This window comes from Kitasatospora sp. NPDC056181 (assembly GCF_042266225.1).
Lineage (GTDB): Bacteria > Actinomycetota > Actinomycetes > Streptomycetales > Streptomycetaceae > Kitasatospora.
This window is the reverse complement of the sequence record NZ_JBHJUK010000016.1, coordinates 1-25699: the sequence shown is the minus strand read 5'-3', so window position 1 is coordinate 25699 and position 25699 is coordinate 1. Positions and strand designations below refer to the sequence as shown.

At 73.8% G+C, this 25699-nt stretch carries 24 protein-coding genes; 16 read left to right on the top strand and 8 right to left on the bottom strand.

What is annotated here, in order from left to right; genetic code table 11:
* The first annotated feature begins 58 nt into the window (after positions 1 to 58).
* Entirely contained in the window at positions 59 to 247 is a 189-nt protein-coding gene (locus ACFC1F_RS09445; RefSeq protein WP_209408534.1) for an I78 family peptidase inhibitor, read from the top strand.
* Here ACFC1F_RS09445 and ACFC1F_RS09440 read toward each other — a convergent pair.
* Together ACFC1F_RS09440 and fabG are read right to left on the bottom strand one after the other, a co-directional pair.
* Positions 198 to 1181 (bottom strand): phosphatase PAP2 family protein, encoded by a 984-nt coding sequence (locus ACFC1F_RS09440; protein ID WP_376156810.1) that lies wholly within the window; start codon positions 1179 to 1181, stop codon positions 198 to 200. The genes ACFC1F_RS09445 and ACFC1F_RS09440 overlap by 50 nt on opposite strands.
* A 232-nt stretch (positions 1182 to 1413) precedes the next feature.
* Positions 1414 to 2181 (bottom strand): 3-oxoacyl-ACP reductase FabG, encoded by a 768-nt coding sequence (gene fabG / locus ACFC1F_RS09435; RefSeq protein WP_148641615.1) that lies wholly within the window; start codon positions 2179 to 2181, stop codon positions 1414 to 1416.
* 598 nt (positions 2182 to 2779) lie between these two features.
* Between fabG and ACFC1F_RS09430 the strand changes: the two genes are divergently transcribed.
* On the top strand, positions 2780 to 3646 hold the full coding sequence (locus ACFC1F_RS09430; protein ID WP_307852847.1) for a MarR family winged helix-turn-helix transcriptional regulator: 867 nt from the start codon (positions 2780 to 2782) through the stop codon (positions 3644 to 3646).
* A 223-nt stretch (positions 3647 to 3869) separates the two neighbouring features.
* Here ACFC1F_RS09430 and ACFC1F_RS09425 read toward each other — a convergent pair whose 3' ends face one another.
* Positions 3870 to 4733, bottom strand: a complete 864-nt coding sequence (locus tag ACFC1F_RS09425) for an aldo/keto reductase (protein WP_376156807.1) — start codon at positions 4731 to 4733, stop codon at positions 3870 to 3872.
* 348 nt (positions 4734 to 5081) lie between these two features.
* Here ACFC1F_RS09425 and ACFC1F_RS09420 point away from each other — a divergent pair, with 348 nt between their 5' ends.
* The 11 genes from ACFC1F_RS09420 (at position 5082) to ACFC1F_RS09370 (ending at position 16216) form a co-directional block, all read left to right on the top strand.
* Positions 5082 to 6854, top strand: a complete 1773-nt coding sequence (locus tag ACFC1F_RS09420; protein WP_376156805.1) for an ABC transporter transmembrane domain-containing protein — start codon at positions 5082 to 5084, stop codon at positions 6852 to 6854.
* A gap of 193 nt (positions 6855 to 7047) precedes the next feature.
* Positions 7048 to 8820 carry an ABC transporter ATP-binding protein gene (locus ACFC1F_RS09415; RefSeq protein ID WP_376156803.1) on the top strand — a complete coding sequence of 591 codons (1773 nt, stop codon included), beginning with the start codon at positions 7048 to 7050 and terminating at the stop codon, positions 8818 to 8820.
* A gap of 228 nt (positions 8821 to 9048) precedes the next feature.
* Positions 9049 to 9294 (top strand): lipopolysaccharide assembly protein LapA domain-containing protein, encoded by a 246-nt coding sequence (locus ACFC1F_RS09410; protein ID WP_376156802.1) that lies wholly within the window; start codon positions 9049 to 9051, stop codon positions 9292 to 9294.
* Positions 9295 to 9341: 47 nt separating this feature from the next.
* Positions 9342 to 10070, top strand: coding sequence for an amino acid ABC transporter ATP-binding protein (locus ACFC1F_RS09405; protein WP_376156876.1), 729 nt, complete (start codon positions 9342 to 9344; stop codon positions 10068 to 10070).
* 83 nt (positions 10071 to 10153) lie between these two features.
* Positions 10154 to 11074 (top strand): glutamate ABC transporter substrate-binding protein, encoded by a 921-nt coding sequence (locus tag ACFC1F_RS09400; RefSeq protein WP_376156800.1) that lies wholly within the window; start codon positions 10154 to 10156, stop codon positions 11072 to 11074.
* 10 nt (positions 11075 to 11084) lie between these two features.
* Positions 11085 to 11729: an amino acid ABC transporter permease gene (locus ACFC1F_RS09395; protein ID WP_376156798.1), complete on the top strand. Its 645-nt coding sequence runs from the start codon at positions 11085 to 11087 to the stop codon at positions 11727 to 11729.
* Positions 11726 to 12595 carry an amino acid ABC transporter permease gene (locus tag ACFC1F_RS09390; protein ID WP_376156796.1) on the top strand — a complete coding sequence of 290 codons (870 nt, stop codon included), beginning with the start codon at positions 11726 to 11728 and terminating at the stop codon, positions 12593 to 12595. Before ACFC1F_RS09395 ends, ACFC1F_RS09390 begins: the two co-directional genes overlap by 4 nt.
* Before the next feature lie 187 nt (positions 12596 to 12782).
* Positions 12783 to 13697: a LysR family transcriptional regulator gene (locus ACFC1F_RS09385; protein ID WP_209408511.1), complete on the top strand. Its 915-nt coding sequence runs from the start codon at positions 12783 to 12785 to the stop codon at positions 13695 to 13697.
* Positions 13698 to 13808: 111 nt separating this feature from the next.
* Complete coding sequence (locus tag ACFC1F_RS09380; RefSeq protein WP_148641608.1) at positions 13809 to 14375, top strand: cysteine dioxygenase family protein; 567 nt, start codon at positions 13809 to 13811, stop codon at positions 14373 to 14375.
* Between the two features lie 7 nt (positions 14376 to 14382).
* A complete protein-coding gene (locus tag ACFC1F_RS09375; protein ID WP_376156795.1) occupies positions 14383 to 15435 on the top strand; it encodes a YeiH family protein in 1053 nt (350 codons plus the stop codon).
* A gap of 70 nt (positions 15436 to 15505) precedes the next feature.
* Complete coding sequence (locus ACFC1F_RS09370; protein WP_209408506.1) at positions 15506 to 16216, top strand: spermidine synthase; 711 nt, start codon at positions 15506 to 15508, stop codon at positions 16214 to 16216.
* A 40-nt stretch (positions 16217 to 16256) separates the two neighbouring features.
* Here ACFC1F_RS09370 and ACFC1F_RS09365 read toward each other — a convergent pair whose 3' ends face one another.
* The 4 genes from ACFC1F_RS09365 to ACFC1F_RS09350 form a co-directional block, all read right to left on the bottom strand.
* Entirely contained in the window at positions 16257 to 18527 is a 2271-nt protein-coding gene (locus tag ACFC1F_RS09365) for a glycoside hydrolase family 18 chitinase (protein ID WP_209408503.1), read from the bottom strand.
* A 555-nt stretch (positions 18528 to 19082) separates the two neighbouring features.
* Positions 19083 to 21128: a hypothetical protein gene (locus ACFC1F_RS09360; protein WP_376156794.1), complete on the bottom strand. Its 2046-nt coding sequence runs from the start codon at positions 21126 to 21128 to the stop codon at positions 19083 to 19085.
* A gap of 305 nt (positions 21129 to 21433) precedes the next feature.
* A complete protein-coding gene (locus tag ACFC1F_RS09355; protein ID WP_376156792.1) occupies positions 21434 to 22333 on the bottom strand; it encodes a TetR/AcrR family transcriptional regulator in 900 nt (299 codons plus the stop codon).
* 23 nt (positions 22334 to 22356) lie between these two features.
* Positions 22357 to 22863 (bottom strand): NUDIX hydrolase, encoded by a 507-nt coding sequence (locus tag ACFC1F_RS09350; RefSeq protein WP_209408497.1) that lies wholly within the window; start codon positions 22861 to 22863, stop codon positions 22357 to 22359.
* Positions 22864 to 22983: 120 nt separating this feature from the next.
* Here ACFC1F_RS09350 and ACFC1F_RS09345 point away from each other — a divergent pair, with 120 nt between their 5' ends.
* Positions 22984 to 24207 (top strand): serine hydrolase domain-containing protein, encoded by a 1224-nt coding sequence (locus ACFC1F_RS09345; protein ID WP_209408493.1) that lies wholly within the window; start codon positions 22984 to 22986, stop codon positions 24205 to 24207.
* 10 nt (positions 24208 to 24217) lie between these two features.
* Here ACFC1F_RS09345 and ACFC1F_RS09340 read toward each other — a convergent pair whose 3' ends face one another.
* Positions 24218 to 24541 (bottom strand): nuclear transport factor 2 family protein, encoded by a 324-nt coding sequence (locus tag ACFC1F_RS09340; protein WP_209408488.1) that lies wholly within the window; start codon positions 24539 to 24541, stop codon positions 24218 to 24220.
* Positions 24542 to 24690: 149 nt separating this feature from the next.
* On the opposite strand from ACFC1F_RS09340, the gene ACFC1F_RS09335 reads away from it, so the two are divergent.
* Both ACFC1F_RS09335 and ACFC1F_RS09330 read left to right on the top strand, forming a co-directional pair.
* The gene (locus ACFC1F_RS09335; protein ID WP_209408484.1) at positions 24691 to 25119 is read left to right on the top strand and encodes a DUF6325 family protein; all 429 of its coding nucleotides are present in this window, start codon (positions 24691 to 24693) and stop codon (positions 25117 to 25119) included.
* A 7-nt stretch (positions 25120 to 25126) separates the two neighbouring features.
* Complete coding sequence (locus ACFC1F_RS09330) at positions 25127 to 25606, top strand: SHOCT domain-containing protein (RefSeq protein ID WP_376156789.1); 480 nt, start codon at positions 25127 to 25129, stop codon at positions 25604 to 25606.
* Positions 25607 to 25699 lie beyond the last annotated feature (93 nt).

Genomic DNA, 25699 nt, shown 5'->3' with positions numbered 1-25699 from the left:
CCGGGCGTTCCGGTCTACGATTCCAGCGTACGTCCGGGGTGCGAGGCGGGGAGGGGCCATGACGGAGGCGGACGCGGAGGGCTACGCGGGGCTGCGGGTGGAACGGGCCCAGGAGCTGGCCGGGCGGCACGGCTGGGCATCGGTCCGGGTGCTGCCCCCGGGGGCGATGATGACCATGGACCACCGGGAGGGGCGGCTCAACCTCGCGGTGCGCGACGGGGTGGTGGAACGGAGCTGGGAGGGGTAGCGTCCGGCCGCGCAGTGGCGGGCCGGGCCGCGTCGGGCTGCGACCGGTCGGGCTGTGTTCTGTCCGGCTGTGCTCTGTCCGTCCGTGCTCGTGCCGTCCGTGCTCTGTCCGTCCGTGCTCTGCCGGAGCGGGCCTGGGCCGGTCGAGGGGTGGCCGGTGGTGGGGCGGCGGGCCGCACGGTGTCGCGCCGGCGGGCCCGGCGGGCGGTCAGCCGCTGCTCGGCGGCGGTCACCAGGGGCTCCAGCAGCGGCAGCGAGAGCAGTACCAGCAGCCCGGCGGCCCAGCCGGCCAGGACGTCGGTGACCCAGTGGGTGCCCAGGTAGACGGTGGTGAGCCCGACCGAGCAGGCGGTGGCGGCGGCGAGCACCGCGCCGGTGCGCCGCCAGCGGACCGCCAGGTGGGCGAGCACGCCCCAGGTGACCACGGCGTTGGCGGTGTGTCCGGACGGGAAGATGGTCCCGCCCGAGAAGAGCTCGGGCGAGCCGACGTAGTGCGCGTAGTGCGGGCCGAGCCGACCGGTGACGATCTTGACGCCGCCGACCGTGACGTTGAGCAGCAACAGGGCGGCGCCCATCACCAGCAGCGGGCGCAGCCGCCGCAACCGGTGGGCGCGCCAGCCGAGCCAGGCGAAGGCGGCGATGGCGGACGGGCCCCGCTGGCCGGCCACCACCCAGTTGTCCAGCAGCGGTTCCAGGCTGGGCCACCGCTCGTACGGGCGGGCCAGCCGCACCGACCAGTCGAGGTCGACCAATGCGCTGTCGAGCAGCACGCCGGCCACCACCAGCAGGTAGCCGAGGCAGGTGGCGGCCAGCAGGCCGGCCCGGCGCCGGTTCAGCGGGGGCCAGCCGGGCTCTCCGGCGACGTTCCCCGGGGTGCGGCTCGGGCGCTCGCGGCGAGTGGTCAGATTTTCCGGCAATTCACTCGGCGCTTGCACGCCGGTGACCCTACCCAGCAGGTCCGCGGCATTCTCCGAGGAATTCGGAATTCTCCGGTAAAGTGCCTATGTGACCGTAACCGGCTCGCTCGGGGTCGGTTTTCCGATATTCTTTCGTCGTATATCAGTACAGTCTTCGGGAATCTTTCCCCAAGGGCGGGCAAAGCGAACGGAGCGGGAGACCGGCCGGGCCGGTTCCCACTCCGTGGTAACCCTGTGTAGGTTCGGTGCCTCAGTCGAGGGGACCGCCGGCCACGTAGATCACCTGGCCGGAGACGAATCCGGCGCCCTCGCTCGCCAGGAACGAGATGGTGTGCGCGACGTCCTCGGGCAGGCCGACCCGCTGGACGGGGATCTGCGAGGCGGCGGCGCGCTTGAAGTCCTCGAACTCCATGCCGACCCGCGCGGCGGTGGCGGCGGTCATGTCGGTGGCGATGAATCCGGGGGCGACGGCGTTGGCGGTGACGCCGAACTTGCCCAGCTCGATGGCCAGCGTCTTGGTGAAGCCCTGCAGGCCGGCCTTGGCGGCGGAGTAGTTGGCCTGGCCGCGGTTGCCCTGGGCGGAGGAGGAGGACAGGTTGACGATCCGGCCGAAGCCGGCGTCCACCATGTGCTTCTGGACGGCGCGGGTCATCAGGAAGGCGCCGCGCAGGTGCACGTTCATGACCGTGTCCCAGTCGGACTCGGACATCTTGAAGAGCAGGTTGTCGCGGAGTACGCCCGCGTTGTTGACGAGGACGACCGGGGCGCCGAGCTCGGCGACGATCCGGTCGACCGCGGCCTGCACCTGGGTGGCGTCCGAGACGTCGGCGCCGACCGCGACGGCCCGCCCGCCCGCGGCGGTGATCCGGTCGACGGTGTCCTTGCCGGCCGCCTCGTCCAGGTCGAGGACGGCGACGGCGTAGCCGTCGGCCGCCAGGCGCTCGGCGGTGGCGGCGCCCAGTCCACGTGCGGCGCCGGTGACGACGGCGACCCTGGGGGCGGTGGTCTGCTCGGTCATGCTCGCTCTCGTCTCTCTCGGATCTGGCTCGGCTGTGGCTCGGGTGGTGCTCCGGGGAGCGCCCGGTGCCGGCCCGGTGTCGGTCTGATACTGCCCGGTGCCGGCCCGATGCTCTCCGGTGCCGGCCCGATGGACGGCCCGGTGCCGGTCGCGGCTCCCGGTCCGTCCGTCGTTCGCTCGCGACCGGACCCGTGGGTGGAGCCGGTCGCGGGGCCGGGTGGGCCCCGTCCCCGGGGCGGACCGCCGGGTGGGCCATACCCTACCGGCGAGTAAGGTCCGCGGCCAGGGCGGAAGTCGCAGGTGACCGAGGGTAAGGACCGACCGGTCGGCTTTCTCCTGCAAACGGGTTACTGACGGGTCGGCACGGCGCGTAAATATGCCAATGTTGCCGAACCTGCGTCTACTATCCGCCCCCGCCTGCCAGCGAGGGCCCGCCGTTTGTATAGTGTCCGCCAGCAGCCACCGGCTGCACGGCTGGAGCGCCCTCCCTCACAGCGGGACGCCCACTCGCCGTTACTGCCCCACCCGGGTGTCCCACACACACCGGGTGTGACATCGGGACGGATACATGGTGCTGGGGGAGATCCCGACGACCCGCGTGTCCGCGCGACTGCAGCAGTCGCCCGGTCACCTCATCCGCGTTGCACAGCAGGTTCACACCAGGCTGTGGTCAGAACATGTCGGAGCCGATCTCACGGCTCCGCAGTTCGCCGTACTGCTGGTCCTCGCCCTCGAACCGGGTGCGGACCAGCGGACGGTCGGCGAGCGCGCGTCGCTGGACAAGGCCACGATGGCCGAGATGGTCGCCCGGCTGGTCCGGCGTGGCCTGGTGCTGCGACGCCGCGACCCGGCCGACGGCCGGCGCAAACTGCTCGCTCTCTCGCAGAGCGGCGCACAGGCGGTGCGCGAGGCCACGGGTGGCGTGGTCCGCGTGCAGCGCACGCTCTTCGAGCCGCTCACGGCGGAGGAGCAGCTGGAGATCGTGCGGGTGATGGCCAAGATAGCCAGGCTGGAACCCGCTGCGGTCGCCGTCCTCACCGACGCGCGGCCGATGCTGGACGCCCAGCGGGCGATCGGTTACCTGATCAGGGTGAGCCAGCAGGTGCACACCAAGCTCTGGTCGGAGCACGTCGGTTCGGAGCTGACGGCGCCGCAGTACGCGGTGCTCGACGCGCTCGAACTGGAGCCGGGCGCCGACCAGCGCACGGTCGGCGAGCTGGCCTCGCTGGACAAGGCCACGATGGCCGAGATGGTCAGCCGGCTGGTCCGGCGCGGCCTGGTCCAGCGTCGGCGCGACCCCTCGGACGGGCGGCGCAACCTGCTGTCGCTCTCGCCGGCGGGTCAGGACCTGCTGCACCGCTCGGCCGCGGGCGTCGCCCAGGTCCAGCGGCTGCTGCTGTCGCCGCTCGACGAGCACGAGCACGAGCCCGCGCTCGCGCTGATCGCCAAGGCGGCTCGGCTCTAGGCTTCGCCCTTTGAGCTCCAGCCAAAACGATTCGCCAACGCACTGAAGGCCGCCGACCCGTCAGAGGGAGAGCGGCCTTCGGGCTTGACGGCCGCGTCGCCCCTGAGGACCGTGACGGGCATGGCGGGTACGACGGCCGCTTCGCGTCCGGACGACGAGCCGGGCCCGGTTCCGGCCCGGGTGCGCCCGGCAGGGCCGCCGGACGCACCCGGGCCGGGACGCGTCAGTTCCAGTCGAACTCCTGCGGGTCCGGACCGATCCGCTTGCCGGTGGCGACGCCCGCGATCGCGGCGAGGTCGGCCGCGTCCAGCTCGAAGCCGGTGACGTCCAGGTTCTCCTTGATCCGCGACGGGGTGACCGACTTCGGGATCGCGATGATGCCGCTCTGCAGGTGCCAGCGGAGCACCACCTGGGCGACGGTGCGGCCGTGCTTCTCGGCGATCTTCGCCAGGGCCGGCTCGGAGAGCAGCTCCTTGCCCTGGCCCAGCGGGCTCCAGGCCTCGGTGGCGATGCCGTGCTCGGCGTGGAAGGCGCGCAGCTCGTCCTGCGGGAAGTAGGGGTGCAGCTCGACCTGGTTCAGCACCGGCTTGACCGAGGCCTCGTCGAGCAGGCGGGTGAGCTGCTGGGTACCGAAGTTGGAGACGCCGACCGACTTCACCCGGCCGTCGGCGAGCAGCTGCTCGAAGGCCTTCCAGACGTTGAGGTAGCTGCCGTGCATCGGGCGCGGCCAGTGGATCAGGTAGAGGTCCACGTAGTCGAGGCCGAGCTTGGCGAGCGAGGCGTCGAACTCGCGCAGCACGGCGTCGCGGCCCTGCTCACCGGACCAGTCACGGGTGCCGGAGTTCCACAGCTTCGTGGTGATGTAGAGGTCCTCGCGGGCCACTCCGCCGGCGAGGGCCTCGGCGACGGCCTGGCCGGTGCCGGTCTCGTTCTCGTAGATGGCCGCGGTGTCGATCGAGCGGTAGCCCGCCCCGATGGCGCTGCGGACGGCCGCGGTGGCCTCCGCGTCCGGGACCTGCCAGACGCCGAAGCCGAGCTGCGGGATCTGCGAGCCGTCGTTGAGGGTGACGGTGGGGATGCTGCTCACGGGACGGGGTGCCCTCCTGGTCGTCCATCTGCTTCCACAGGGGCAACCGGTGGGGCGGCCGGGTTTGTTCCCGAAGCGGAAAAGAATTTTCCAGCGCGGTGTACCGGCGCACGCAGTGGCTTGCCGAGGGGCGCGGTCGGACGCCCCGGGCGGCCAGGGAGGGGCGCGAGCGGGGGCGCGCGGCGCCGAAAACCTGTTGCGTAGGTCACATTCGGGTTGGCAGGCTCGCTGCCATGACCTCCTGAACAGCCCCGGCCGTGACCGTGCCGGCCGCATCCCCGCTCCTCGCATCGGCGCGCGACCCGCGCCTTCTGTGCCACCCGCCCGTCCCACCCGCAACGGAGCGTCATGCCGCTCAAGACCCTGCCGCTGGCCGATCCCGGCGGCCCAGACCTCTCCTCCCCCCTCGCCTTCCTGCGCTGGCTCCAGCGCAGCCAGCGGCGCGGCCAGGTGCGCGCCACCTGCTGGGCACTGCTGGAGATGGGCAGCCAGGCGGCCCTGCCGGTGCCGCTCGGCCTGGGCGTCCAGGCCGCCGTCGACGGTGATGCCGCCGGTATCTGGCGGGCCGGCGCCGCCGCGCTCGCCCTCTCCGCCGTCGCCGCGCTCGGGGCCGTCCTGCTGCACCGGCAGGCGGTGTGGAACTGGATCCACGCCGCGACCCAGGTCCGCCAGCTGGTGGCCCGCCAGGCCTCGCACCTCGGCACCGGGCTCTCCCGGCGGATCGCCACCGGCGAGATCGTCGCGGTCGGCAGCGGCGACGTCGAGAAGATCGGCTGGTACGTCGAGCTGGTCGCCCGGGTCCGCGGCGCGGTGATCGTCTGGCTGGCCGTCAGCACCGCGGTGCTGATCGCCCAGCCGGTGCTCGGCCTCGTCGTGCTGCTCGGCGTCCCGGTGCTGGCCGCCGCGGTCTGGCCGCTGCTCGGCCCGTTCGAGCGGCGCTACACCGAGCAGCGGGCGCTGGGCGGCAAGGCCACCGAGCTGGCCGCCGACACCGTCGCCGGGCTCCGGGTGCTGCGCGGCATCGGAGGTGAGGAGCTGTTCCTCGCCCGCTACCGGGCGGCCTCCCAGAAGGTCCGTTCCGCCGCCGTCCGCTCGGCCCGGATCTGGTCGCTGATGCAGGCCCAACAGGTGCTGCTGCCAGGCCTGTTCGTGGTCGGCGTCACGTGGTACGGCGCCCACCTGGCCGCCACCGGGCGGATGGGCATCGGCGCGCTGATCGCCGTCTACGGCGCCACCGCGTTCCTGGCGGCGCCGCTGCGCATCCTTGGTGAGGCCGCGCACGCCTGGAGCGTCGCCCGGGTCTCCGCCGGGCGGGCCGTCCGGGTGCTCTCGCTCAGCCGGACCACCGGCACGCCTGACGCGGAGCTGACCAGGCCCGCGCAGTCCGACCTGTACGACCCGGCCTCCGGGCTGACCGTCCGGGCCGGCGAGCTGACCGCGGTGGTGTGCGGTGACCCGGACTTCGCCGGGGAGCTGGCCGAGCGGCTCGGCGGGCACGTGCCGCTGGCCGACGGCGAGCAGCCGCGGCCGTCGGCCCGGCTCGGCGGCACCGAACTGGATGCCGTTCCGTTGGCCGAGGCGCGGGCGGCGGTGCTGGTCCACGACAAGGTACCGGTGCTGCTCTCCGGCACCCTGGCCGCCCTGCTCGACGTCCCCGCCTCCGGGCGGGTCACACCCGCCGAGGCGCTGGCCGCCGCCCGTGCGGAGGACGTGCTGGACGCCCTGGTGGACGGCTCGCCCGACTGCGGAGGCGATGCGATGCGGGCCGGGATCACCGAGCGCGGCCGCTCGCTCTCCGGCGGCCAGCGCCAGCGGCTGGCGCTGGCCCGCTCGCTGCTGGCCGACCCGCCGGTGCTCGTCCTGGACGAGCCCACCAGCGCGGTCGACGCGCACACCGAGTCGCGGATCGCGGCCGGGCTCCGCAAGAACAGGGAGGGGCGTACCACCGTGGTGTTCGCGACCAGCCCGCTGCTGCTCGACCAGGCGGACCGGGTGGTGCTGCTCCAGGACGGCCGGGCCGTCGCGGCCGGGCGGCACCGGGAGCTGATGCACACCGAGCCCGTCTACCGCGCCGTGGTCACCCGCGACGAGGAGCCGGCCCCGGTCGGGGAGGGCGTGTGAACGGCCCGGCCCCGTACCCGGACCGGCTTCCGAACGGCTCCGCCCCGAACCGGGCGACGCCGCGGAGGAGCGCGGCGGCCGGGCAGCACCCGCACCACCCGCACCACCCGCACCGCCGTAACCCGCACCCGCACCGCCGTAACCCGCACCCGCACCCGCACCGCCGGCAACCAGACCATCCGAGGAGCACCGTATGAAGCCCCCCGTCCAACGGGAGCAGGGGCCGGCCACCACCCTTCCGGTCGGCTCCCCGGCCGCCGTCCGCGCCTACCTGGGGCTGCTCGCCCGGCGGCACCGGGCCGGGTTCTCCTCGGTGGTGGCGCTGCACTCGGTGGCCACCGTCGCGGGGCTGGTCGGGCCGTGGGTGCTCGGCACCCTGGTCGAGTCGCTGGCCACCGGTACGGCCGAGTCCACCATCGCGGTCGCCGTCGGCTGGTACCTGCTGGCGCTGGTCGTGCAGTCGGCCTTCACCTGGTGGTCGCGGTTGCGCGGCAGCATCCTCGGCGAGCGGGTCCTGGCGGACCTCCGGGAGGACTTCCTGGTCCGCTCGGTGACCCTGCCGACCGGAGTCCTGGAGCGGGCCGGCACGGGCGACCTGGTCTCCCGCGGCACCACCGACATCGACCGGCTGGACAAGTCGATCCGCGAGGCGGTGCCCGAGCTGGCCGTTGCCGTGGTCTCGCTGCTGCTGGTGCTGGGGGCGCTGGTGGTCACCTCGCCGCTGCTCGCCCTCACCTCGCTGATCGGCCTCCCCCTGCTGCTGGTCACCTCGCGCTGGTACTTCCGGCGCGCCCCGCAGTCCTACCGGAACGAGTCGGCCGGCTACGCCGCGGTGAACACCGTGCTCGCCGAGACGGTCGACGCCGGGCGGACGGTCGAGGCGCTGCGGCTCGGCGACGAGCGGGTCCGGCTGACCGACCGCAAGCTCGGCGAGTGGCTCGCCTGGGAGCGGTACACCCTCTGGCTCCGCTCGGTCTGGTTCCCGACCATCGACGCGGCCTACACCCTGGCGGTGCTCGGCACCCTGGTGCTCGGCGGTCTGTTCACGCTGCGTGGCTGGATCACCGTCGGCCAGCTGACCACCGGGGTGCTCTACGCGCAGGCTCTCATCAACCCGGTCGACCTGATCCTGCGCTGGTACGACGAGCTGCAGATCGGGCAGGCCTCGCTGGCCCGGCTGGTCGGGGTCCGCGAGGTGCCGGAGCACGAGAGCGACGAGGACGCCCGGCCGGACGGCCGCCGGGTCGAGGCGAAGGACGTCCGGTTCGGCTACCGCGAGGGCGCCGACGTGCTGCACGGCATCAGTCTGGACGTCGCCCCGGGCAGCCGGGTGGCCCTGGTCGGGCCGTCCGGCGCGGGGAAGTCCACCCTGGGCCGGCTGCTGGCCGGGATCTACGCACCCGGCCGGGGCAGCGTGACGCTCGGCGGGGCGCCGCTGGCACGGATGCCGGCCGAGCGGGTCCGGGCCCAGGTCGCGCTGGTCAACCAGGAGCACCACGTCTTCGTCGGAACCCTGCGCGACAACCTGCGGCTGGCCGCGCCGGACGCCGACGACACCGAGCTGCGCGCCGCACTGGACGCGGTGAACGCAGGGGAGTGGGCGGACGCGCTGGCGGAAGGCCTGGACACCGAGGTCGGCTCGGGCGGTGCCGCGCTCACCCCGCCGCAGGCGCAGCAGCTGGCGCTGGCCCGGCTGGTGCTGGCCGACCCGCACACCCTGGTGCTGGACGAGGCCACCTCCCTGCTGGACCCGCGGGCCGCCCGGCACCTGGAGCGCTCGCTCTCCCGGGTGTTGGAGGGGCGGACGGTCATCGCCATCGCCCACCGGCTGCACACCGCGCACGACGCGGACGTGATCGCGGTGGTCGAGGGCGGGCGGATCAGCGAGTACGGCAGCCACCCGGAGCTGGTGGCGGCCGGCGGCCCGTACGCGGCGCTCTGGCGCTCCTGGCGCGACGAGCGGTAGCCGGGGCCGGTGCTCGGCCATGCCCGGGTACTCGGCCGAGCCGGTCATCGGCGGTTCCGGTGCTGGCGGTGCCGGTGCTTGGCACTGCCCGGTGCTCGGCCGTGCCTGGTGCTCGGCCGGGCACTCGGGGCCGGGCGTGAAACCCGCACGGGGCAGGGTTGCCCCGTGCGGGTTACCCGACGGGCGCGTAACCGGACAAATCGTCAGATCCCGCCGCAGACTGCGCGTGTGACCAAGATTTCAGACGGCTCGTCCGGATCCAAGCGCAATGAGATCGGTGGCATCCCCACCCGGTACATCGGGATCGGCGTCATCATCGTTCTCGCGGTGTGGTTCCTGTTCGCCAACCTCGACCGGGTGCAGATCCAGTTCTGGGTCTTCACCGTCACCGCGCCGCTGTGGATCGCCCTGCTCGCCACGCTGATCGCGGGCGCCGCGCTGGGCTGGCTGATGAAGGGCCGGAGCAGCCGGTGACCGCTGCCGCGCCCGCTTCCGGGGAGCCCGGTTCCGCCTTCGCGCCCCTGATCGAGCTCCGCGGCGTCAACAAGCACTTCGGGGACCTGCACGTGCTGCAGGACATCGAGCTGACGGTCGGGCGCGGCGAGGTCGTGGTGGTGATCGGGCCGTCCGGGTCGGGCAAGTCCACCCTCTGCCGGGCGATCAACCGTCTGGAGCCGATCGAGGCGGGCAGCATCCTCATCGACGGCCGGCCGCTGCCCGAGGAGGGCAAGGGGCTGGCCGAGCTTCGCGCCGACGTCGGGATGGTCTTCCAGTCCTTCAACCTCTTCGCGCACAAGACCGTGCTGCAGAACGTCTCGCTGGCCCAGATCAAGGTCCGCGGACGCCCGAGGGCGCAGGCCGACGCGAAGTCCCTGGCGCTGCTGGAGCGGGTCGGGCTGGTCGCGCACGCCGGCAAGTACCCGGCCCAGCTCTCCGGCGGCCAGCAACAGCGGGTGGCGATCGCCCGCGCGCTCGCCATGGAGCCGAAGGCGCTGCTCTTCGACGAGCCGACCTCGGCGCTCGACCCCGAGATGATCAACGAGGTGCTGGACGTCATGCGCCAGCTCGCGCACGAGGGCATGACCATGGTGGTGGTCACCCACGAGATGGGGTTCGCCCGGGCCTCGGCCAACCGGGTCGTCTTCATGGCGGACGGGCGGATCGTCGAGGACCGCGCTCCCGAGGCGTTCTTCGGCGACCCCGAGAGCGAGCGCGCCCGGGACTTCCTGTCCAAGATCCTGAAGCACTGAGGCCGCGTCATGAGAAGGCCGCGTCGTGAGAGCCGCGTCATGAGAAGGCCGCACCGTGAGAGCCGTTCCATGGGAGCCGCGCCATGAGAAGGCCGCGTCGTGGAGAGGGCGGTGTCGTGAGGAAGATCGTGGCCCTCGCGGTCCTGACGGCGCTGCTCGCCGGCTGCGGCAAGGAGGGCACCCCGCCGCCGAAGGGTCCGCAGCCCAGCTCGCTGCCCAGTTACCAGGTGCAGAGCGGCGCCGGCATCACGGGCTCGCCCACCCTGGACGAAGCCCGCCGCCGGGGCCACCTGGTGGTCGGCGCCAAGGAGGACCAGCCCTACCTGGGTCAGAAGAACCCGGCCACCGGGGAGTACTCGGGCTTCGACATCGAGATCGCCAAGATGGTCGCCGCCGACCTCGGCTTCACCCCGGAGCAGATCGAGTTCAGGACGATCGCCTCCGCCAACCGCGAGACCGCGCTGCAGAACGGTCAGGTGGACTACTACGTCGGCACGTACACCATCAACGACAACCGGAAGAAGCTGGTCGGCTTCGCGGGCCCGTACTTCCTGGCCGGTCAGTCGCTGCTGGTGCGCAGGAACGACAACACGATCCAGGGCCCGGAGGACCTCGCCGGCAGGAAGGTCTGTTCGGCGGCCGGTTCGACGCCCTACCAGCGGATCCAGAAGCAGTACCCGAAGGCCAGGCTGATCGCCTACGACACCTACTCGGCCTGCGTGGACAACCTGATCACGGCCCAGGTGGACGCCGTGACCACGGACAACACGATCCTGATGGGCTACGCGGCCAAGGTGCCGGACGAGATGAAGGTGGTCGGGCCGCTGTTCTCCCAGGAGCCGTACGGGATCGGGACGCCGAAGAACGACACGGTGCTGCGCGGCGCACTGAACGACGCCCTGGCGCACCACGAGGAGAACGGCGACTGGAGGAAGGCCTACGACGCCACCCTCGGCCTCTCCGGGGTGCCCGCCCCCACCCCGCCGCCGATCGACCGGTACTGAGAGGGCCGCTGTGAAAACGCTGACCGACAACTGGTCGATCTACTGGCACGGGTTCCTCGGCACCCTCTCGCTCTTCGTGGTGAGCGCCGTGCTGGCGCTGGTGCTCGGGGTGCTGATCGCGAGCTTCCGGGTCTCACCGGTGAAGCCGCTCCGGGTCTTCGGCACCACGTGGGTGACCCTGCTGCGCAACACCCCGCTGACGCTGCTGTTCTTCATCGTGGTGCTGGGCCTGCCGCGGTTCGACATCACCCTCCCCTTCTTCGCCTTCGCCGTCCTCGCCCTCGGCTGCTACACCTCGGCGTTCGTCTGCGAGGCGATGCGTTCGGGCGTCAACACCGTGCCCACCGGCCAGGGCGAGGCGGCCCGCAGCCTGGGGATGACCTTCGGCCAGACGATGGGCCTGGTGGTGCTTCCGCAGGCGTACCGGTCGGTGGTCGCGCCGATCGGCAGCGTGATGATCGCGCTGGCCAAGAACACCGCGATCGCCGGCGCGTTCAGCGTGACCGAGCTGCTCGGCACCTACCGGACCATCAACGAGCTGGGCTACGGCATCGTCTGGACCTTCGTCTGGATCGCCGTCGGCTACCTGATCATCACACTGTCCATCAGTGCCGTCTTCAACCTGCTGGAACGACGAGTGGCGGTGGCCCGGTGACGGTGGAATCCTCGGCGCTCTACGACATCCCCGGCCCCAGGGCGCTCGCCCGGCACCGGCTCTACGGGATGATCGCGCTGGCGGCGATCGCCGCGCTGGTCGGCTGGATCGTCTACATGCTCTTCCACACCGAGCAGTTCACCTACGGGAAGTGGACGGCCTTCCAGTACGAGGGCGTCCAGGACCTGCTGCTGCGCGGGCTCGCCAACACGCTCAAGGCCTTCGGCTGGACGGTGCTGTTCGCGCTGCCGTTCGGCGCGCTGTTCGCCGCCGGGCGGCTCTCCGACCACCGGGTGGTGCGCGGGCTCTCCACGCTGGTGGTGGAGTTCTTCCGGGCCATGCCGCTGCTGGTGATGATCTTCTTCATCTTCGCCGCGCTCCAGGTGGAGCCGCTCTGGGCGCTGGTGGCCGGCCTGGTGCTGTACAACGGCTCCGTGCTGGCCGAGGTCCTCCGGGCCGGCGTGCTGGCGGTGCCGGCCGGGCAGCGCGAGGCGGCGTACGCGCTGGGGATGCGCAAGACCCAGGTGATGGCGTACGTCCTGGTGCCGCAGGCCAACCGCGCGATGCTGCCGGCCATCATCAGCCAGCTGGTGGTGGCGCTCAAGGACACCTCGCTGGGCTTCCTGATCACCTACGAGGAGTTCCTGCACGCCGGCAAGCTGATCGCGACCAACCTGGACTACGACCTGCCGTTCATCCCGGTGGTGATGGTGATCGCGCCGGTCTACATCGGGATGTGCCTGCTGCTCTCCTGGCTGGCCCGCTGGGTCGAGGCCCGCAGCCGGCACAGCCCGAGCATGCGGGGCGGGGCGCCGGTGGCGAAGGCCGAGGTGTCGATGGGGCTGCCGCCGTCCGCCCAGGCGTAGCGGTCCGGGCGCCCGTGGCCGGAGGAATGGGGCCGGAGGAGCGGGGGCCGGAGGGGCGGGGGTCGGAGGAGTGGTGGGGCGGGAGGTTCGTCCGTAAACCATAGGTGCGGTCGGGGTTAGGTGAGCGCTCTCCAAAGTCTGCTTATGATTGCGCCCGACAGAACGGGCACGGGCGGGCGGAGGGGCAGTGGAGCCGGTATTCGACTCACGGCACATCAGGACCTTCCACGAGGTGGTCCGGGCCGGCTCCTACTCGGCGGCCGCCCGTGAACTCGGCTACACCCAGCCCGCCATCACCCAGCAGATGAAGGCGCTGGAGCGGTCCGTCGGGGTGCCGCTGTTCACCCGGGCCGGGCGCGGGCTGCGGCTCACCGAGGCCGGCGAGGCGCTCTCCCGGCACGCCGAGCTGATCCTCGGCAGTCTCTCCGCCGCCCAGCAGCAGCTCGCCGCGCTCGCCAGGCTGCGCGCCGGGCGGGTCCGGGTCTGCGCCTTCCCCAGCGCCAACGCCACCCTGATACCCGAGGCGATGGCCCGGCTGCTCGCCGAGCACCCCGGTGTCCGGGTCGAACTGCTGGAGGCCGAGCCGCCGGACTCCGTCCAGCGCCTGCTCCGCGGAGAGTGTGACATCGCCCTGGCCTTCCGCTACCCGGGCGCCGCCACCGAGGTGCCGGACGGGCTGGACGAGATCCCGCTGATGGAGGACCTGCTCACCGTGCTGCTGCCGGTCGGCCACCCGCTGGGCCGCCGGCACGCCGTCCGGCTGGCCGACCTGGACGGCGAGCGCTGGATCGCCGGCTGCCCGCGCTGCCGGGCCAACCTGCTGCACGTCTGCGCGGAGGAGGGCTTCGCGCCCGACATCGTCTTCTCGACCGACGACAACCTCGCCGTGCAGAGCCTCGTCGCCGCCGGGGTCGGGATCGCGCTGATGCCCGCGCTGGTGCTCTCCTTCATGTGCCACCGCAAGGTCACCGGGCGAGCCGTCGAACCGCACCTGCGCCGGCAGGTCTGCGCGTACGTGCTGCGCGAGCACCGCCGCATCCCGGCCACCGCGCTGGTGCTGGACCACCTGCGGTCGGCGGCCGCGGCGCGCGTCGGCTGCTGAGTGCCGCATCCGGCCGGGCCGGTGTCGGCGAGCGATTCATAAGCTCTGTTTGGGGTATTGCGAAAGAACCCTCGTTGGACGTGATAGGTCGACTGGGCCGAACCTGCTGGCATGACACCCTCCGCCACGGTCGGCAGCGACCGGCTCACCGAGCGCATGACCGCCCTGGTCGGCGAGATCCGTGCGGTCGTGGACCGCGGTCTGCCGCCCGAACTCACCGCCTACCTGGTCGGCGAACGCCTCGCCCCGCATCTGGGCGACGAGGGCCTGCTCACCGACGCCCAGCGCGAGGGTGACCCGGACCGCTACCGCCAGCACGTCCTGCACGCCGAGAGCGACGGCAGCTTCTCGGTCGTCGCGCTGGTCTGGCTGCCCGGCCAGCAGACCCCGATCCACGACCACGTCTCCTGGTGCGTGGCCGGCGTCCACCGCGGACAGGAGAGCGAGACCCGGTACCGGCTGGTCTCCGACGGGCGCACCGCCCACCTGGTCGAGACCGAGCACGTGGTCGGACCGGCCGGCACCGTCGCCGCCTTCGCCCCTCCCGGCGACATCCACCTCGTCCGCAACGCCTGTAGCTCCACCGCCATCTCGATCCACGTGTACGGCGCCGACGTCTCCCGGCTGGGCACCAGCATCCGGCGGGTCTACCGGCTGCCTGCCGACGACCAGCAGTGAGCACGACATGGCACTGACCGTCCGGGAGCGGCGCGTCCGCACCCGCCTGCTTCCCCCGCTCGGCGGGGACGCCCCCGGCCTGCTGCTCGCGGCGCTCGGCGTGGCCGCCGCGCTCGCCGTCCACCAGGCCGTCCCCGCCGTGCCCAAGCTCACCGCCGCCGTCGTGCTCGGCATCGCGGCCGCCCACCTGCCCGGGCTGCGGCCCGTGGTCCGCGGCGTCGCCCGGCCCGGCCTCTCCACCGCCGGGCGGCGGCTGATGCGGCTCGGCATCGTGCTGCTCGGCCTCAAACTCAGCCTGGACGACGTGCTCGGGCTCGGCTGGGCCACCGTCGCCATGGTGCTCGCGGTGGTCGCGGCCACCTTCGCCGGCACCTGGTGGCTCGGGCGCCGGCTCGGCCTGCCCGGCGACCAGCCGCTGCTCGTCGCCACCGGGTACTCGATCTGCGGGGCCTCGGCGATCGGCGCGGTCAGCCAGGCCGCCGGCAGCGAGGAGGAGGACGTCGCCGCGTCCGTCGCCCTCGTCACGCTCTGCGGCACCCTGGCGATCGCCGTCCTGCCGCTGCTCCAGCAGCCGCTCGGGCTCGGCGAGGCCGAGTTCGGGCGCTGGGTCGGCGCCAGCGTGCACGACGTCGGACAGGTGGTCGCCACCGCGCAGACCGGCGGGCCGGGCGCGCTGCGCGAGGCGGTGCTGGTCAAACTGATGCGGGTGGTGCTGCTGGCGCCGCTGGTGGCCGGGGTCGCCGTCGCGGTGCGACGGGCCCGCCGGGGCGAGGCGGCCGGCCAGGCCCCGGCCGGCAAGCGGCCGCCGATCGTCCCGCTCTTCGTGGCCGGCTTCCTGGTGATGATCGCGCTGCGCTCCGTCGGCGTGCTGCCCGACCGGGTGCTCACCCTGGCCGGGGACGCGCAGGAGCTGCTGCTGGCGGCGGCCCTGTTCGGCCTCGGCAGCGCCGTGCACCTGCCCACCCTGCTGCGCACCGGCGGGCGGATCGCGCTGCTCGGCCTCGGCTCCTGGGTGATGGTGGCCGGGGTCAGTTACGCGGGCGTGCTGCTCACGACGTGACCGGTCGCGGGCCGGCCTCCGCTATTGTCGGGCGGGTAGTCCGAGCAGCCGAGTACGCAGAGGAAACCGGATGTCCACCGCACTGCCCGAACGGGACGGCCATGACGCCGTCGTCACGCTCGACCGGCGGGAGGGCCCCTTCGGCGAGGTGGTGCTGCGGCAGCGCGGACGGCACTTCGAGATCATCGCGAACGGCTGCTTCCTGATGGACACCGCGGACGGGCGCTCGGAGCGGCTGCTGATCCAGGCGGCGCTGGACGAGCTGGACCGGACGGGCGACGCGGCCGAGCGGCCGTCGGTGTTGATCGGCGGGCTCGGCGTCGGCTTCTCGCTGGCGTACGCGGTGGCCGAGCGGCGCTGGGGGCGGATCGCGATCGTCGAGCGCGAGAACGCGATCATCGACTGGCACCGGACCGGCCCGCTGGCGGCGTTCTCGGCCGGCGCGCTGGACGACGACCGGGTGGCGGTGCTCCACACCGACCTGCTGGAGTACCTCGCAGGGGCGGACGGCGAGCGCTACCACGCGCTCTGCCTCGACATCGACAACGGCCCGGACTGGACGGTCACCGACTCCAACGCCGGGCTGTACGGGGCGGACGGGCTGGCCGTGCTGTGGCACCGGCTGCAGCCGGGCGGCGTGCTGGCGGTCTGGAGCGCGCAGCCCTCCCCGGACTTCGAGGAGGCGCTGCGCGCGGCGGGCTTCTCGGACGTGGTCACCCACGAGATCCCGGTCGCCCGGGGCGTGCCGGACGTGGTGCACCTGGCCCGCCGCGCCGACTGAGCGGGCGCGGCGGGCCGGGCTTCGCACCCCGACCGCCGGTCTACTTCAGGCCGTTGTCCACCGCGGCCATCAGCTCGCCGTTGGCGGTGTCACCGTCGAAGGCCCAGATCATCGCGCCGGCCAGCCCCTGGGACTTGATCCAGGCGGTCTTGCGGGCCATCTCGGTCGGGTCGTCGTAGGTGTAGAACACCGAGCCGTTGTACAGGTACGCGTGGCCGGCCACCGGGTCCCGGTAGAGGGTGTAACCACCGCTCGTGGCGTACTCCTTGAGCTTGTGGTAGTCCTCGAACCCGGCCTCGTAGGTGCCCGGCGCGGGGCCGGTCGCGCTCTGGAAGAGGCCGTTGGTGGTGCCGCGCGGAACACCCGTCCAGCCGCGGCCGTAGAACGGGATGCCCAGGGTGAGCTTGCTCTTCGGGGCGCCGCCGTTGACGTACGCGTTGATCGCGATCTCCGAGCTGAACTGCCGGTCCGGGGTGGACGGGTCGCCGGCCGCGAGCTTGAGCGCCGACTGCTGGTTGGTGCTCATCTCCCAGCCGCCGTGGTAGTCGTAGCCCTGGACGGTGGCGAAGTCGAAGGCGCCGAACAGGCCCGGGACGTCGATGCCCGCGGTGATCTTCGCCGGGTCGGCCGGGAGGAAGGCGCTCAGCGTGTAGTGCTTGCCGGTGGTGGCGCCGAGCGCGTCCAGCTGGCGGCGGAACTCCTGGGCCAGCAGGGTGTAGTTGGCCTTGTCGGTGGGCCGGAAGATGTTCCCGTCGTGCCCGCCGGAGGCCGGCCACTCCCAGTCGAGGTCGATGCCGTCGAAGATGTTGGCCGCGCTGCCGGCGCCGCCGCGGCCGTCGATGACCGGCAGGTTGCCCTTGATGTACATGTCGATGCAGGAGCTGACCAGCGCCTTGCGGGAGGCGTCGGTGGCGGCCGCGTCGGAGAACCACTTGCTGTACGACCAACCGCCCAGCGAAATCTGGATCTTGAGGTTGGGGTACTTGGCCTTGAGCTGCTTCAGCTGGTTGAAGTTGCCGGCCAGCGGCTGGTCCCAGGTGTCGGTGGTGCCGGCCACCGAGCTGCCGGCGTCCCAGCCCTTGCCGAAGTCGGCCCAGGCGTCACCGGCGCCGTCGCCCGCGTTCGGGTCGTTGTCCGGGCCGGCCGCCTTGTTGGTGATGAAGCACTGCTTGGTGGTCGGGTGGATGTTGGCGAAGGCGTAGTTGAGCGTGGTGAGCCGGCCCGCCGAGCCGGAGGTGTCGAGCTTCTTCACGCTGTAGCCGCGGGCGTAGATGCTCCACTGCGTGAAGTAGCCGATCTTCAGCGCGCCGGGGTTGGTGCCGCCGGCCTTGGTCTTGCCGGTGACCGGGCCGGAGGCGGGGGAGACGTTGCCGGCCGCGTCACGGGCCTTCACCGTGAAGGTGTACGAGGTGTCCGGCGCCAGGTTGCCCACGGTGGCGGACGGCGTGGTGACGGTGGCGGCGAGTGCGGTGCCGTTGTAGACGTCGTAGGCGGTGACGCCGACGTTGTCGGTGCTGGCCGCCCAGGCCAGCGAGATGCTGTTGGCGTCGGAGCCGGAGACGGTGGGGGTGCCGGGGGCGGTCGGCGGCTGCTTGTCCGGGTCGGCCGGGGGCTTGGTGGTGGCGCTGACCGGGCCGGCGGCGGCCGAGCGGTTGCCCGCCGCGTCGAAGGCCTGGACGGTGAACTGGTAGGCGGTGCCGGCGGTCAGGCCCTGGACGGTGACCGCGGTGGTGGCGCCGTCCGTGGTGGCCACCTTGGTGCCGCCCTGGAACACGTCGTAGCCGGTGACCGCGACGTTGTCGGTGCTCGCCGTCCAGGAGAGGTCGACGGTGGTCTGGGTGGTGTTCCCCGCCCGGAGCCCGCCCGGAGTGCTCGGCGCGGTCTGGTCCCCGCCGGTGCCGTCGCACGGCTGGCCGTTCAGCTTGCAGTTGAGCAGCGGCTTGTAGCTGCCCGAGTAGGCGATGTTGAAGCCGAAGTTGTAGGTGCCGCCGGGCGGCAGGGCGGCGGCCCAGCCCGGGTTCTTGACCGTCACGTGCGAACTCGCCGTGGTGTAGCCCGCGTTCCACAGCGAGGCGACGGTGTTGCCCGACGGCAGGTCGAACTCCAGGGTCCAGCCGTTGACGGTGGTGCTGGATCCGTTGGTGATGGTGTAGCTGCCCTCGTAGCCGCTGCCCCAGTCGCTGCCCTTGGTGAAGGCCGCGGTGACGGACCCGGCGGCGTGGGCGGCGGTGGCGGGCAGGGAGGCGGCGAGCAGCGGGACGAGCAGTGTCCCGGCCGCCAGCAGCGGCAGCTTGATCCGACGTCTGCGCATGGTTGTGGCTCCTGTCCCGGGGTCTCCGGGCATGCCGGGTCGCCCCGTTACCTGTGGGGAGGTGTCAGGTGCGTGGAGCAGCGTGCGGGCGCTCCGGCCGTGGGGCGGCGCGGAGCGGGAGACCTCGGGCCGTCGGGGTGCCGCAGAGGATCCTGTGCTCCCCGAGAGTAGGGAGCCGGCCGGCAACTGGCAATAGGTCTGTACCAGTTGGCGGGCGTGAACATGACCGCGGGTGCGGGGAGGGCGGGTTGACCTGGGACGGCGCCAACCGCGGCCGTCCGTGCCCTTGTCCGGGGGTGGGGCGGGGCCGTGCTCCGGGGGTGGGGTGGCGCGGCCTCGGGGTGGGGTGGAGCGTCGGAGGGCCGCCCCGGGGGGGGGGCCCGCGACGGTGGGCCAACGCGCTTCGCGGCGGTCCCAGGGTGAAAAGCCCGGGGGGACGCCGGGGGCGGGGGGGGGGGGGGGGGGGGGGGGGGGGGGGGGGGGGGGGGGGCGGGGGGGGGGGGGGGGGGGGGGGCCGGGGGCCCCCCGGGGGGGGGCCCCCCTCCACGGTGGACCTCAGCCGAAGGGGCTGTTCTCCGGTGCGACGGCCGGCGGGGCGGCCGGGGCGTCCTGGGTGAACATGCCGGACGGCGGTGCGAAGGGGTTGAAGTCCGGCGGCGGGATCATCACCGGGGTGCCCTTGGGCTTCCGGTCCTCCTCCTGCGCCTCCTCGTCGGACGGCAGGGTGACCGTCGGCGCGGGGACGGCCGGCGGCGCCGAGGGCGGCGGCGGGACGGGGGCCGACTGCTGCGGGAGGGTGGTGCCGAAGGGGTCGCTCGGCTGGTCGGCCGTCACCGTGCCGAACGGGTCGGTGACCGGGGCCGACGCGGCCGCTGGTGCCGCGGCCGGGGCGACGGCGTTCATGGGCTGCGGGGCGAAGGCGAAGGGGTTGAAGTCCGGCGGCGGGATCATCACCGGGGTGCCCTTGGGGCGGTCGTCCTCCTCGGCGACCGGCACGGTGGTGTCGGTGAGCGTCGGGGGCAGCACGCCGAAGGGGTCGAAGTCCGGCGGCGGGACCGCGACCGGGGTGCCCGCGGACGCGGCGTCCGGTCCGTCGTCCGGGACGAGGATCGGCTCGGCCGGCGTCGGGTCGGCGACCGGGGCGAAGGGGTTGAAGTCGGCCGGAGGGACGCGCACCGGGGTCCCGCGCAGGTGCACCGGCAGCGGCGTCGGGTCGGCGGGGGCGGGATCGGTGAAGACCGTCGGCAGCGACGGAAGGCCGGCGGCGGCCGGTTCCGCGGCGGCGGGCTCCGCGGGGGCCGGCGCGGCCACGGGGGCCGGTGCCGGTGCGGCGGGAGCCGGGTCCGCGGGGACGCCGCGGGTCGGCGTCGGGGTGAGGACCGGGGGAGGGGTCTGCACCGGGACGGCCGGGGCGGTGAGCGTGCCGGCGACGCCGTCCCAGCCGAACTGCACGCTCGTCAGCAGTTCGGCGAAGGCCTCGGTGTACAGGTCCCAGTCCTGCGGCTGGCCCGTGGTGAGCTGGACGCAGAGCACCGAGACGCCGTCCGGCAGCGGGACGAACGCCTCCACCACCGAGGTGACCGCCCAGCGCCGCCCGCCGTCGGCGGCCAGCGTGCCGGGCACCGGGACGCTGCGTCCCTCGACCAGGACGGCGGCCGGGCCGGCCGGCAGCAGCACCGTCCAGACCTCGGCGTGCCGGCGGACGGTGGCCAGCTCGGTGGCGAGGCCGGCGATCGGCAGCGGGTGCCGGGCCAGCGAGACCACCAGGGTGGCGTCGCTCGGGCGGCCGTCCACCTCGACCGCGCAGACGCCCGCGTAGACGGTGCCCGAAGCGGTGAGGACGTCCGCCAGGGTGGCGGCGATCACCGCGAAGTCGCGGCGCGGCGCCGGGCCGGTGCCGCTGAACAACTCCTCGGCCACCTCGGCCAGATGGGCGGTCAGCTCGGTGGCGGCCGCGGCGGTGGCCGGGTCGAGGCCCTTGCCGGTGGCCACGGCGTCGGCGGCGGCCGGGCCGGTGGGCACCGTACGGGCAGAGACGCCGGGCGGACCGCCCGGGGAGGTCAGCGGGTGGAAGCCGGGCGGCACGACGAGGCGGACCTCGGCGCCGGCGCCGGTGGCCAGCTCGACCGGCTGCCGGGTCTGCTGCCCGGAGGCGAGCGCGGCCAGCGCGGCGGCGAACGGCGGGCGGAGCTTGGGGTCGGCGGCCTCACCGGACACCGGCAGCTCGAACAGAGCGGCCGAGAGGGTGCCCCGGTCGGCCACCGCGCCGCGCACCGCACCGCCGCCGTACCGGGCGAGCAGCGCGTCCGTGGCCGGTCCGGCCACCGGGGCGCCGGTGCCGGGGCGGGCCGTCCCGGCGGTGACGACGGTGCCGAGCCGGTCGACGGCGTCGTACACCGGGCCGTTGGGGGCGAGCCGCAGGTTGAACAGCGACTCGGCCGACGGGTGGGTGCCGCCGCGCAGCGTGGTGAGCGAGGCCGCCGGGTGGCGGGAGGCGTGCGGTGCGAGGAGGGCCTCGGTGAGCGCGCCGAGCGTCGCGGACACCTGCTCCGCGGCGGCGAAGGGATTGGTCTCCGCGGTGAACTGGCCGTCCTGGGTCAACTGATGAGCCCCCCGCTCTGCTGCGTCTGCGTTTCGGTGGTCCGGTGGTCCGGGCGCGCCGGTGACCGGATGCGCCGTCGGATCCGTGGACATTCCTATCAGAGCCCGCGGTCGGGGCAGAACCGGCGGCCACTCCGGCGGGGCCGGCGGCCGTCGGTCAGCCGGCCGCGGAGCCGGTCGGTCCGCGGGCCGCGGAGCCGGTCGGTCCGCGGGCCGCGGAGCCGGTCGGTCCGCGGGTCGCGGAGTCCGTCGGCCCGTCAGCTCTCCGGTCCGTCGGCCGGTCAGCCGGTTGGTCAGCCGGTCCGTCAGTCCGAGGGCCCGGCCGCCAGCGCGGCGACGGCGTCCGCGATGCCCGGGACGGCGAACAGCCCGGCGAGGTCGCGCACGAGCCGCCCGGCCGGGCCGTCGGGGCGTTCCCCGGCGAAGAACCCGGCGAACTCGGCGGCCAGCGCGGGCTCGCGGGCGGCGGTCAGGGTCAGCGAGGCGACGAACTCCTGGACCAGGTGGAGCTGGAGCTCCTCCAGCGGCACCGAGCGCTCGGCCAGCCACTCCAGTGAGGTGATCTCGGCATTGGCGATCCAGGCGCGGACGGTGAGCCGCACGCCCGGGCTGGGCGAGGGGAGGGCCAGGTGCGCCAGGATCTGGTCGGCCGCGGCCTGCCGGACGTCGTCGATCACCGCGGTCGTCCCGGCGCTGGCCGCGACCGAGCCGCCGCGCAGCAGTGCGGCGAAGCCGGGGCCGTGGCTCTGCACGAAGTCCAGGTAGCGGCCCATCACCCGGTGGAGCCGGTCGGAGAGCGGGCCCTCGTGCGGCTCTTCGAACCGGCCGGCCAGCTCGCGCCCGGCCCGGCGCAGCGACTCCTCGTACAGCGCCTGCTTGCCCGGGAAGTAGTGGTAGACCAGCGGGCGGGAGGCCCCGGCGGCGGCCGCGATGTCGTCGATCGAGACCTCCTCCGGCGGGCGGCGGCTGAACAGCTCCAGCGCGACGGCGATCAGCTGCTCGCGCCGCTCGTCCACGCTCAGCCGACGGCGGGGCTTCTCACCGCCCTTGCCACCGCCCTTGCCCGCCGCGTCGCCCGCCGTCTTGGCCGCGCCCGTACCGCCGGCCGGCCCGGCGTCGGGGCCGGCGGTCCGGTCGCTGCTCCGGTCGGTGCTCCGGCGGGGGCGCGCGGACGGGGGCGACGCCGACGGCGTACGGGAGGCCATGCGCGCCACCCTATCCGGCCGCGCTATCCGCGCAGCTCGCGGTAGCGGCGGTACGCCTCCAGCCCGTCGGGGACGAACTCGTCGCGCGCCAGCCGCTCGTCCAGCTCCGCCGGGGTGAGCCAGGCGTGCCAGGCGACCTCGGACTCCTGCGGCGACACCGGGCCGTCCCAGCGGGCCTCGTACACGTCGCACCACCAGGAGAGCCCGCCGCCTCGGTACAGGAACTTGAACAGCGGCTGCGGCTCGATCCCGTGCACGCCGAGCTCCTCCTCGGCCTCCCGGACGGCGGCGCTCGCGTACGACTCGCCCGCGCCGACCACGCCGCCGACGAAGACGTCGTGCGCGCCGGGGGCGAACAGCTTGGTGTCGGTGCGCCGGTGCACGAAGATGCGCCCGGCCGGGTCGCGGACCAGGATGAAGACGCAGCGGTGGGTCAGCCCGTCCCGGTACACCTCCCCGCGGCGGGCGGTCCCGATCACCCGGTCGTGCTCGTCGACGACGTCCAGCAGCTCTTCGGCAGGGTTGGTCATGACGGACAGGTTAGGGTTTCCGGGCCCGGTTCGAACGCACCGAACGGAACTGCGCACGGACTCCGCACGGACTCCGGACACGGGCACGGTACGCATTCGGACGAGGCTGGGCGGCACGCGGTGGTGGAGATCTGGGGCGGGACGGCCGAGGGCTTCGAGCCGGTGCGCGACGCCTTCGCCCGCAACTTCCGGGAGTACGGCGAGCTGGGCGCGGCCTTCGCGCTGTACGTGCGCGGCCGCAAGGTGGTCGACCTGTGGGGCGGCGACGCCCGGCCGGAGGTCGGCGGGCGGCCCGCACCGGCCGTGCCGTGGACGGCCGACACCGCGCAGGTGCTGCGCTCGGTCACCAAGGGCCTGACCGCCACCACCGCGCTGCTGCTGGCCGACCGCGGGCAGCTCGACCTGGACGCGCCGGTCGCCTCGTACTGGCCCGAGTTCAAGGCGGCCGGCAAGGACCGGGTGCCGGTGAGCTGGCTGCTCTCGCACCAGGCCGGGGTACCCGCCCTGGACGTGCCGCTGCGCCTGGAGGACGTGCTGACCTGGGAGCGGGCGGCGGCGGCCGTCGCCGCCCAGGCGCCCGCCTGGGAGCCCGGCACCGCGCACGGCTACCACCCGTACACCTTCGGCTGGCTGGTCGGCGAGGTGGTCCGGCGGGTGAGCGGGCGGACCGTCGGGCAGTACTTCGCCGAGGAGATCGCCCGGCCGCTCGGCCTCGACCTGTGGATCGGGCTGCCGGCCGGCGCCGCCCCGCGGGTGGGCCGGCTGGTGGACCTGCCCGCGCCGGAGGCCGCCCGGACGGGGCCGAGCGGGCTGCGGCTGCGCCCCAAGCAGGCGGTGCGGGACGCCTACCAGGACCCGGCCTCGCTGACCGCCCGCGCCTTCGCCTCGGTGCGTCCCGGGGTGGACCTCAACGACCCGGCGGTCCAGGCCGCCGAGATCCCCGGCGCGGGCGGGATCGGCACCGCCCGTTCGCTGGCCCGGTTCTACGCGGCGCTGGTCGGCGCGGCCGACCGGCACGGCGGGGCCGGTGAGGTCCTGCCGGCGCTGTTCGGGCCGGAGCTGCTGGCCCGCGCGGTCGGCCCGGCGGTCAGCGGGCCGGACCGGGTGCTGATCGTCAACTCGACGTTCGGCCTCGGCTTCTTCCGGCACGGCCCGACCTCGCTGATGGCCTCGCCGGCCAGCTTCGGCCACCCGGGCCGGGGCGGCTCGCTCGGCTTCGCCGACCCCGACCTCGGGCTGGGCTTCGGCTACGTCACCAACGGCATGCAGCCCGGGGTCACGGGCGACGTCCGCTCGCGGAACCTGATCCGCGCGGTGCGCGGCTGCCTCGGGCTGCCCGCCTGAGGGCCGGACCCTAGGCCTGGCCGGTCTCGAAGCGCGAGATCTTCCCGTGGTCGACGGTGAAGCGCCAGGCGGTGCGCATCTCGCCCCAGGTGTCGTTGCTGTAGTTGGCGATCAGCGCGTGCCCGCCGTCGGACTCGGACTGGACGTCCATGTGGCCGCGGCTGGAGAAGATCTCGCGCTCGGTCCAGTCGTCGACGTCGCGGTCGGAACCGTCGTCGGACATGGTCGCGTCGGGGGTGAGCAGATCGCGGAAGGCGGTCCGGTCGCCGGAGTTGACCGCGGCGACGAAGGCGCGGACGGCCGGGTCGGACAGCTTGGCGACGGCGATGGTCATGGGGTCTCCCAGGGGGACGAGGGATAGGGACCTCCTGTTTATTGCGTCGCCCGGGCGTGTCCGGGAATGTCGGCGGCGCGTCGGAGATTTTCCATTTTCGTGTGCTTAGATCCGCTATGGGCGATTTGCACGGAGAAGGGAGCCCCCGTATGGGTCCGGCCGAACTGCTCGTCCTGACGTTCCCGCAGCAGACCATCACCGTCGAGGCCGCCGAAGCGCTCGCCAAGCTGCGCACCGGCGGCGACGTCCGGGTGATCGACTCGCTGGTGGTGACGCGGCACCCGGAGGGCGAGGCGACGTACGGAGAACTCGCCGACTTCGAGCACCTGCGCGGCGTCGTACCGGACGGGAGCGCCGAACTGCCGCTGATCGGACCGGAGGACGCCCAGGAGGCGGCCGAGTTGCTGGCGCCGGGGACGGTGGCGCTGCTGGTGCTGATCGAACACGTCTGGGCGCAGGAGACCGCCGAGGCGCTGCGCGCGATCGGCGGGCGGATCGCCTCGGGCGTCCGGATCCCGCCGGAACACATCGACGAGGCCGTTCGCGCCGCCGAGGCGCACCGCGCGGCCGGGAAGTGAGGACGCCATGTTCCGACCTCTGCGCCCGATCCGCCCGGTGGGGGTGACGCGGCCGGTGGGCGCGCCCCTGGTGCGCGGTCTGGTGGTGGGCGGTGCCGCGTACGCGGCCGGCCGCGGTGCGGCCGACCGGCGCCGGGGTGAGCAGGACCAGAGCGAGGCGATCGCCGCGTTGCAGGCCCAGGTGGCCGCCCCGGCGGGAACGGCCGCACCGGCCGTCGCGGTCGTCGCGGCTGCGCAGCCGGGGCAGGCCGCGTCCGCCGTGCCCGCCGCGTCCGGCCTTCCCGCCGTGCCCGCCGCGTCCGGCCTTCCCGCCGTGCCCACCGCGTCCGGCCTTCCCGCCGTGCCCACCGCGTCCGGGCTTCCCGCCGCGTCCGCCGGGGCGCCGGACCTCGCGGACAAGCTCGCCGATCTGGGCCGGATGGCCCAGCAGGGCCTGCTCACCCCTGAGGAGTTCGCGACCGCCAAGGCGCGGCTGCTCGGCGGGTGAGCTCGGGAGAAACGCGGCCGGGCGCCCCGCCCGGGTGCCCGGCCGCGGACCACGGGGAGTGGTAACTGTCTCTTATACACAAATCCCAGCCCA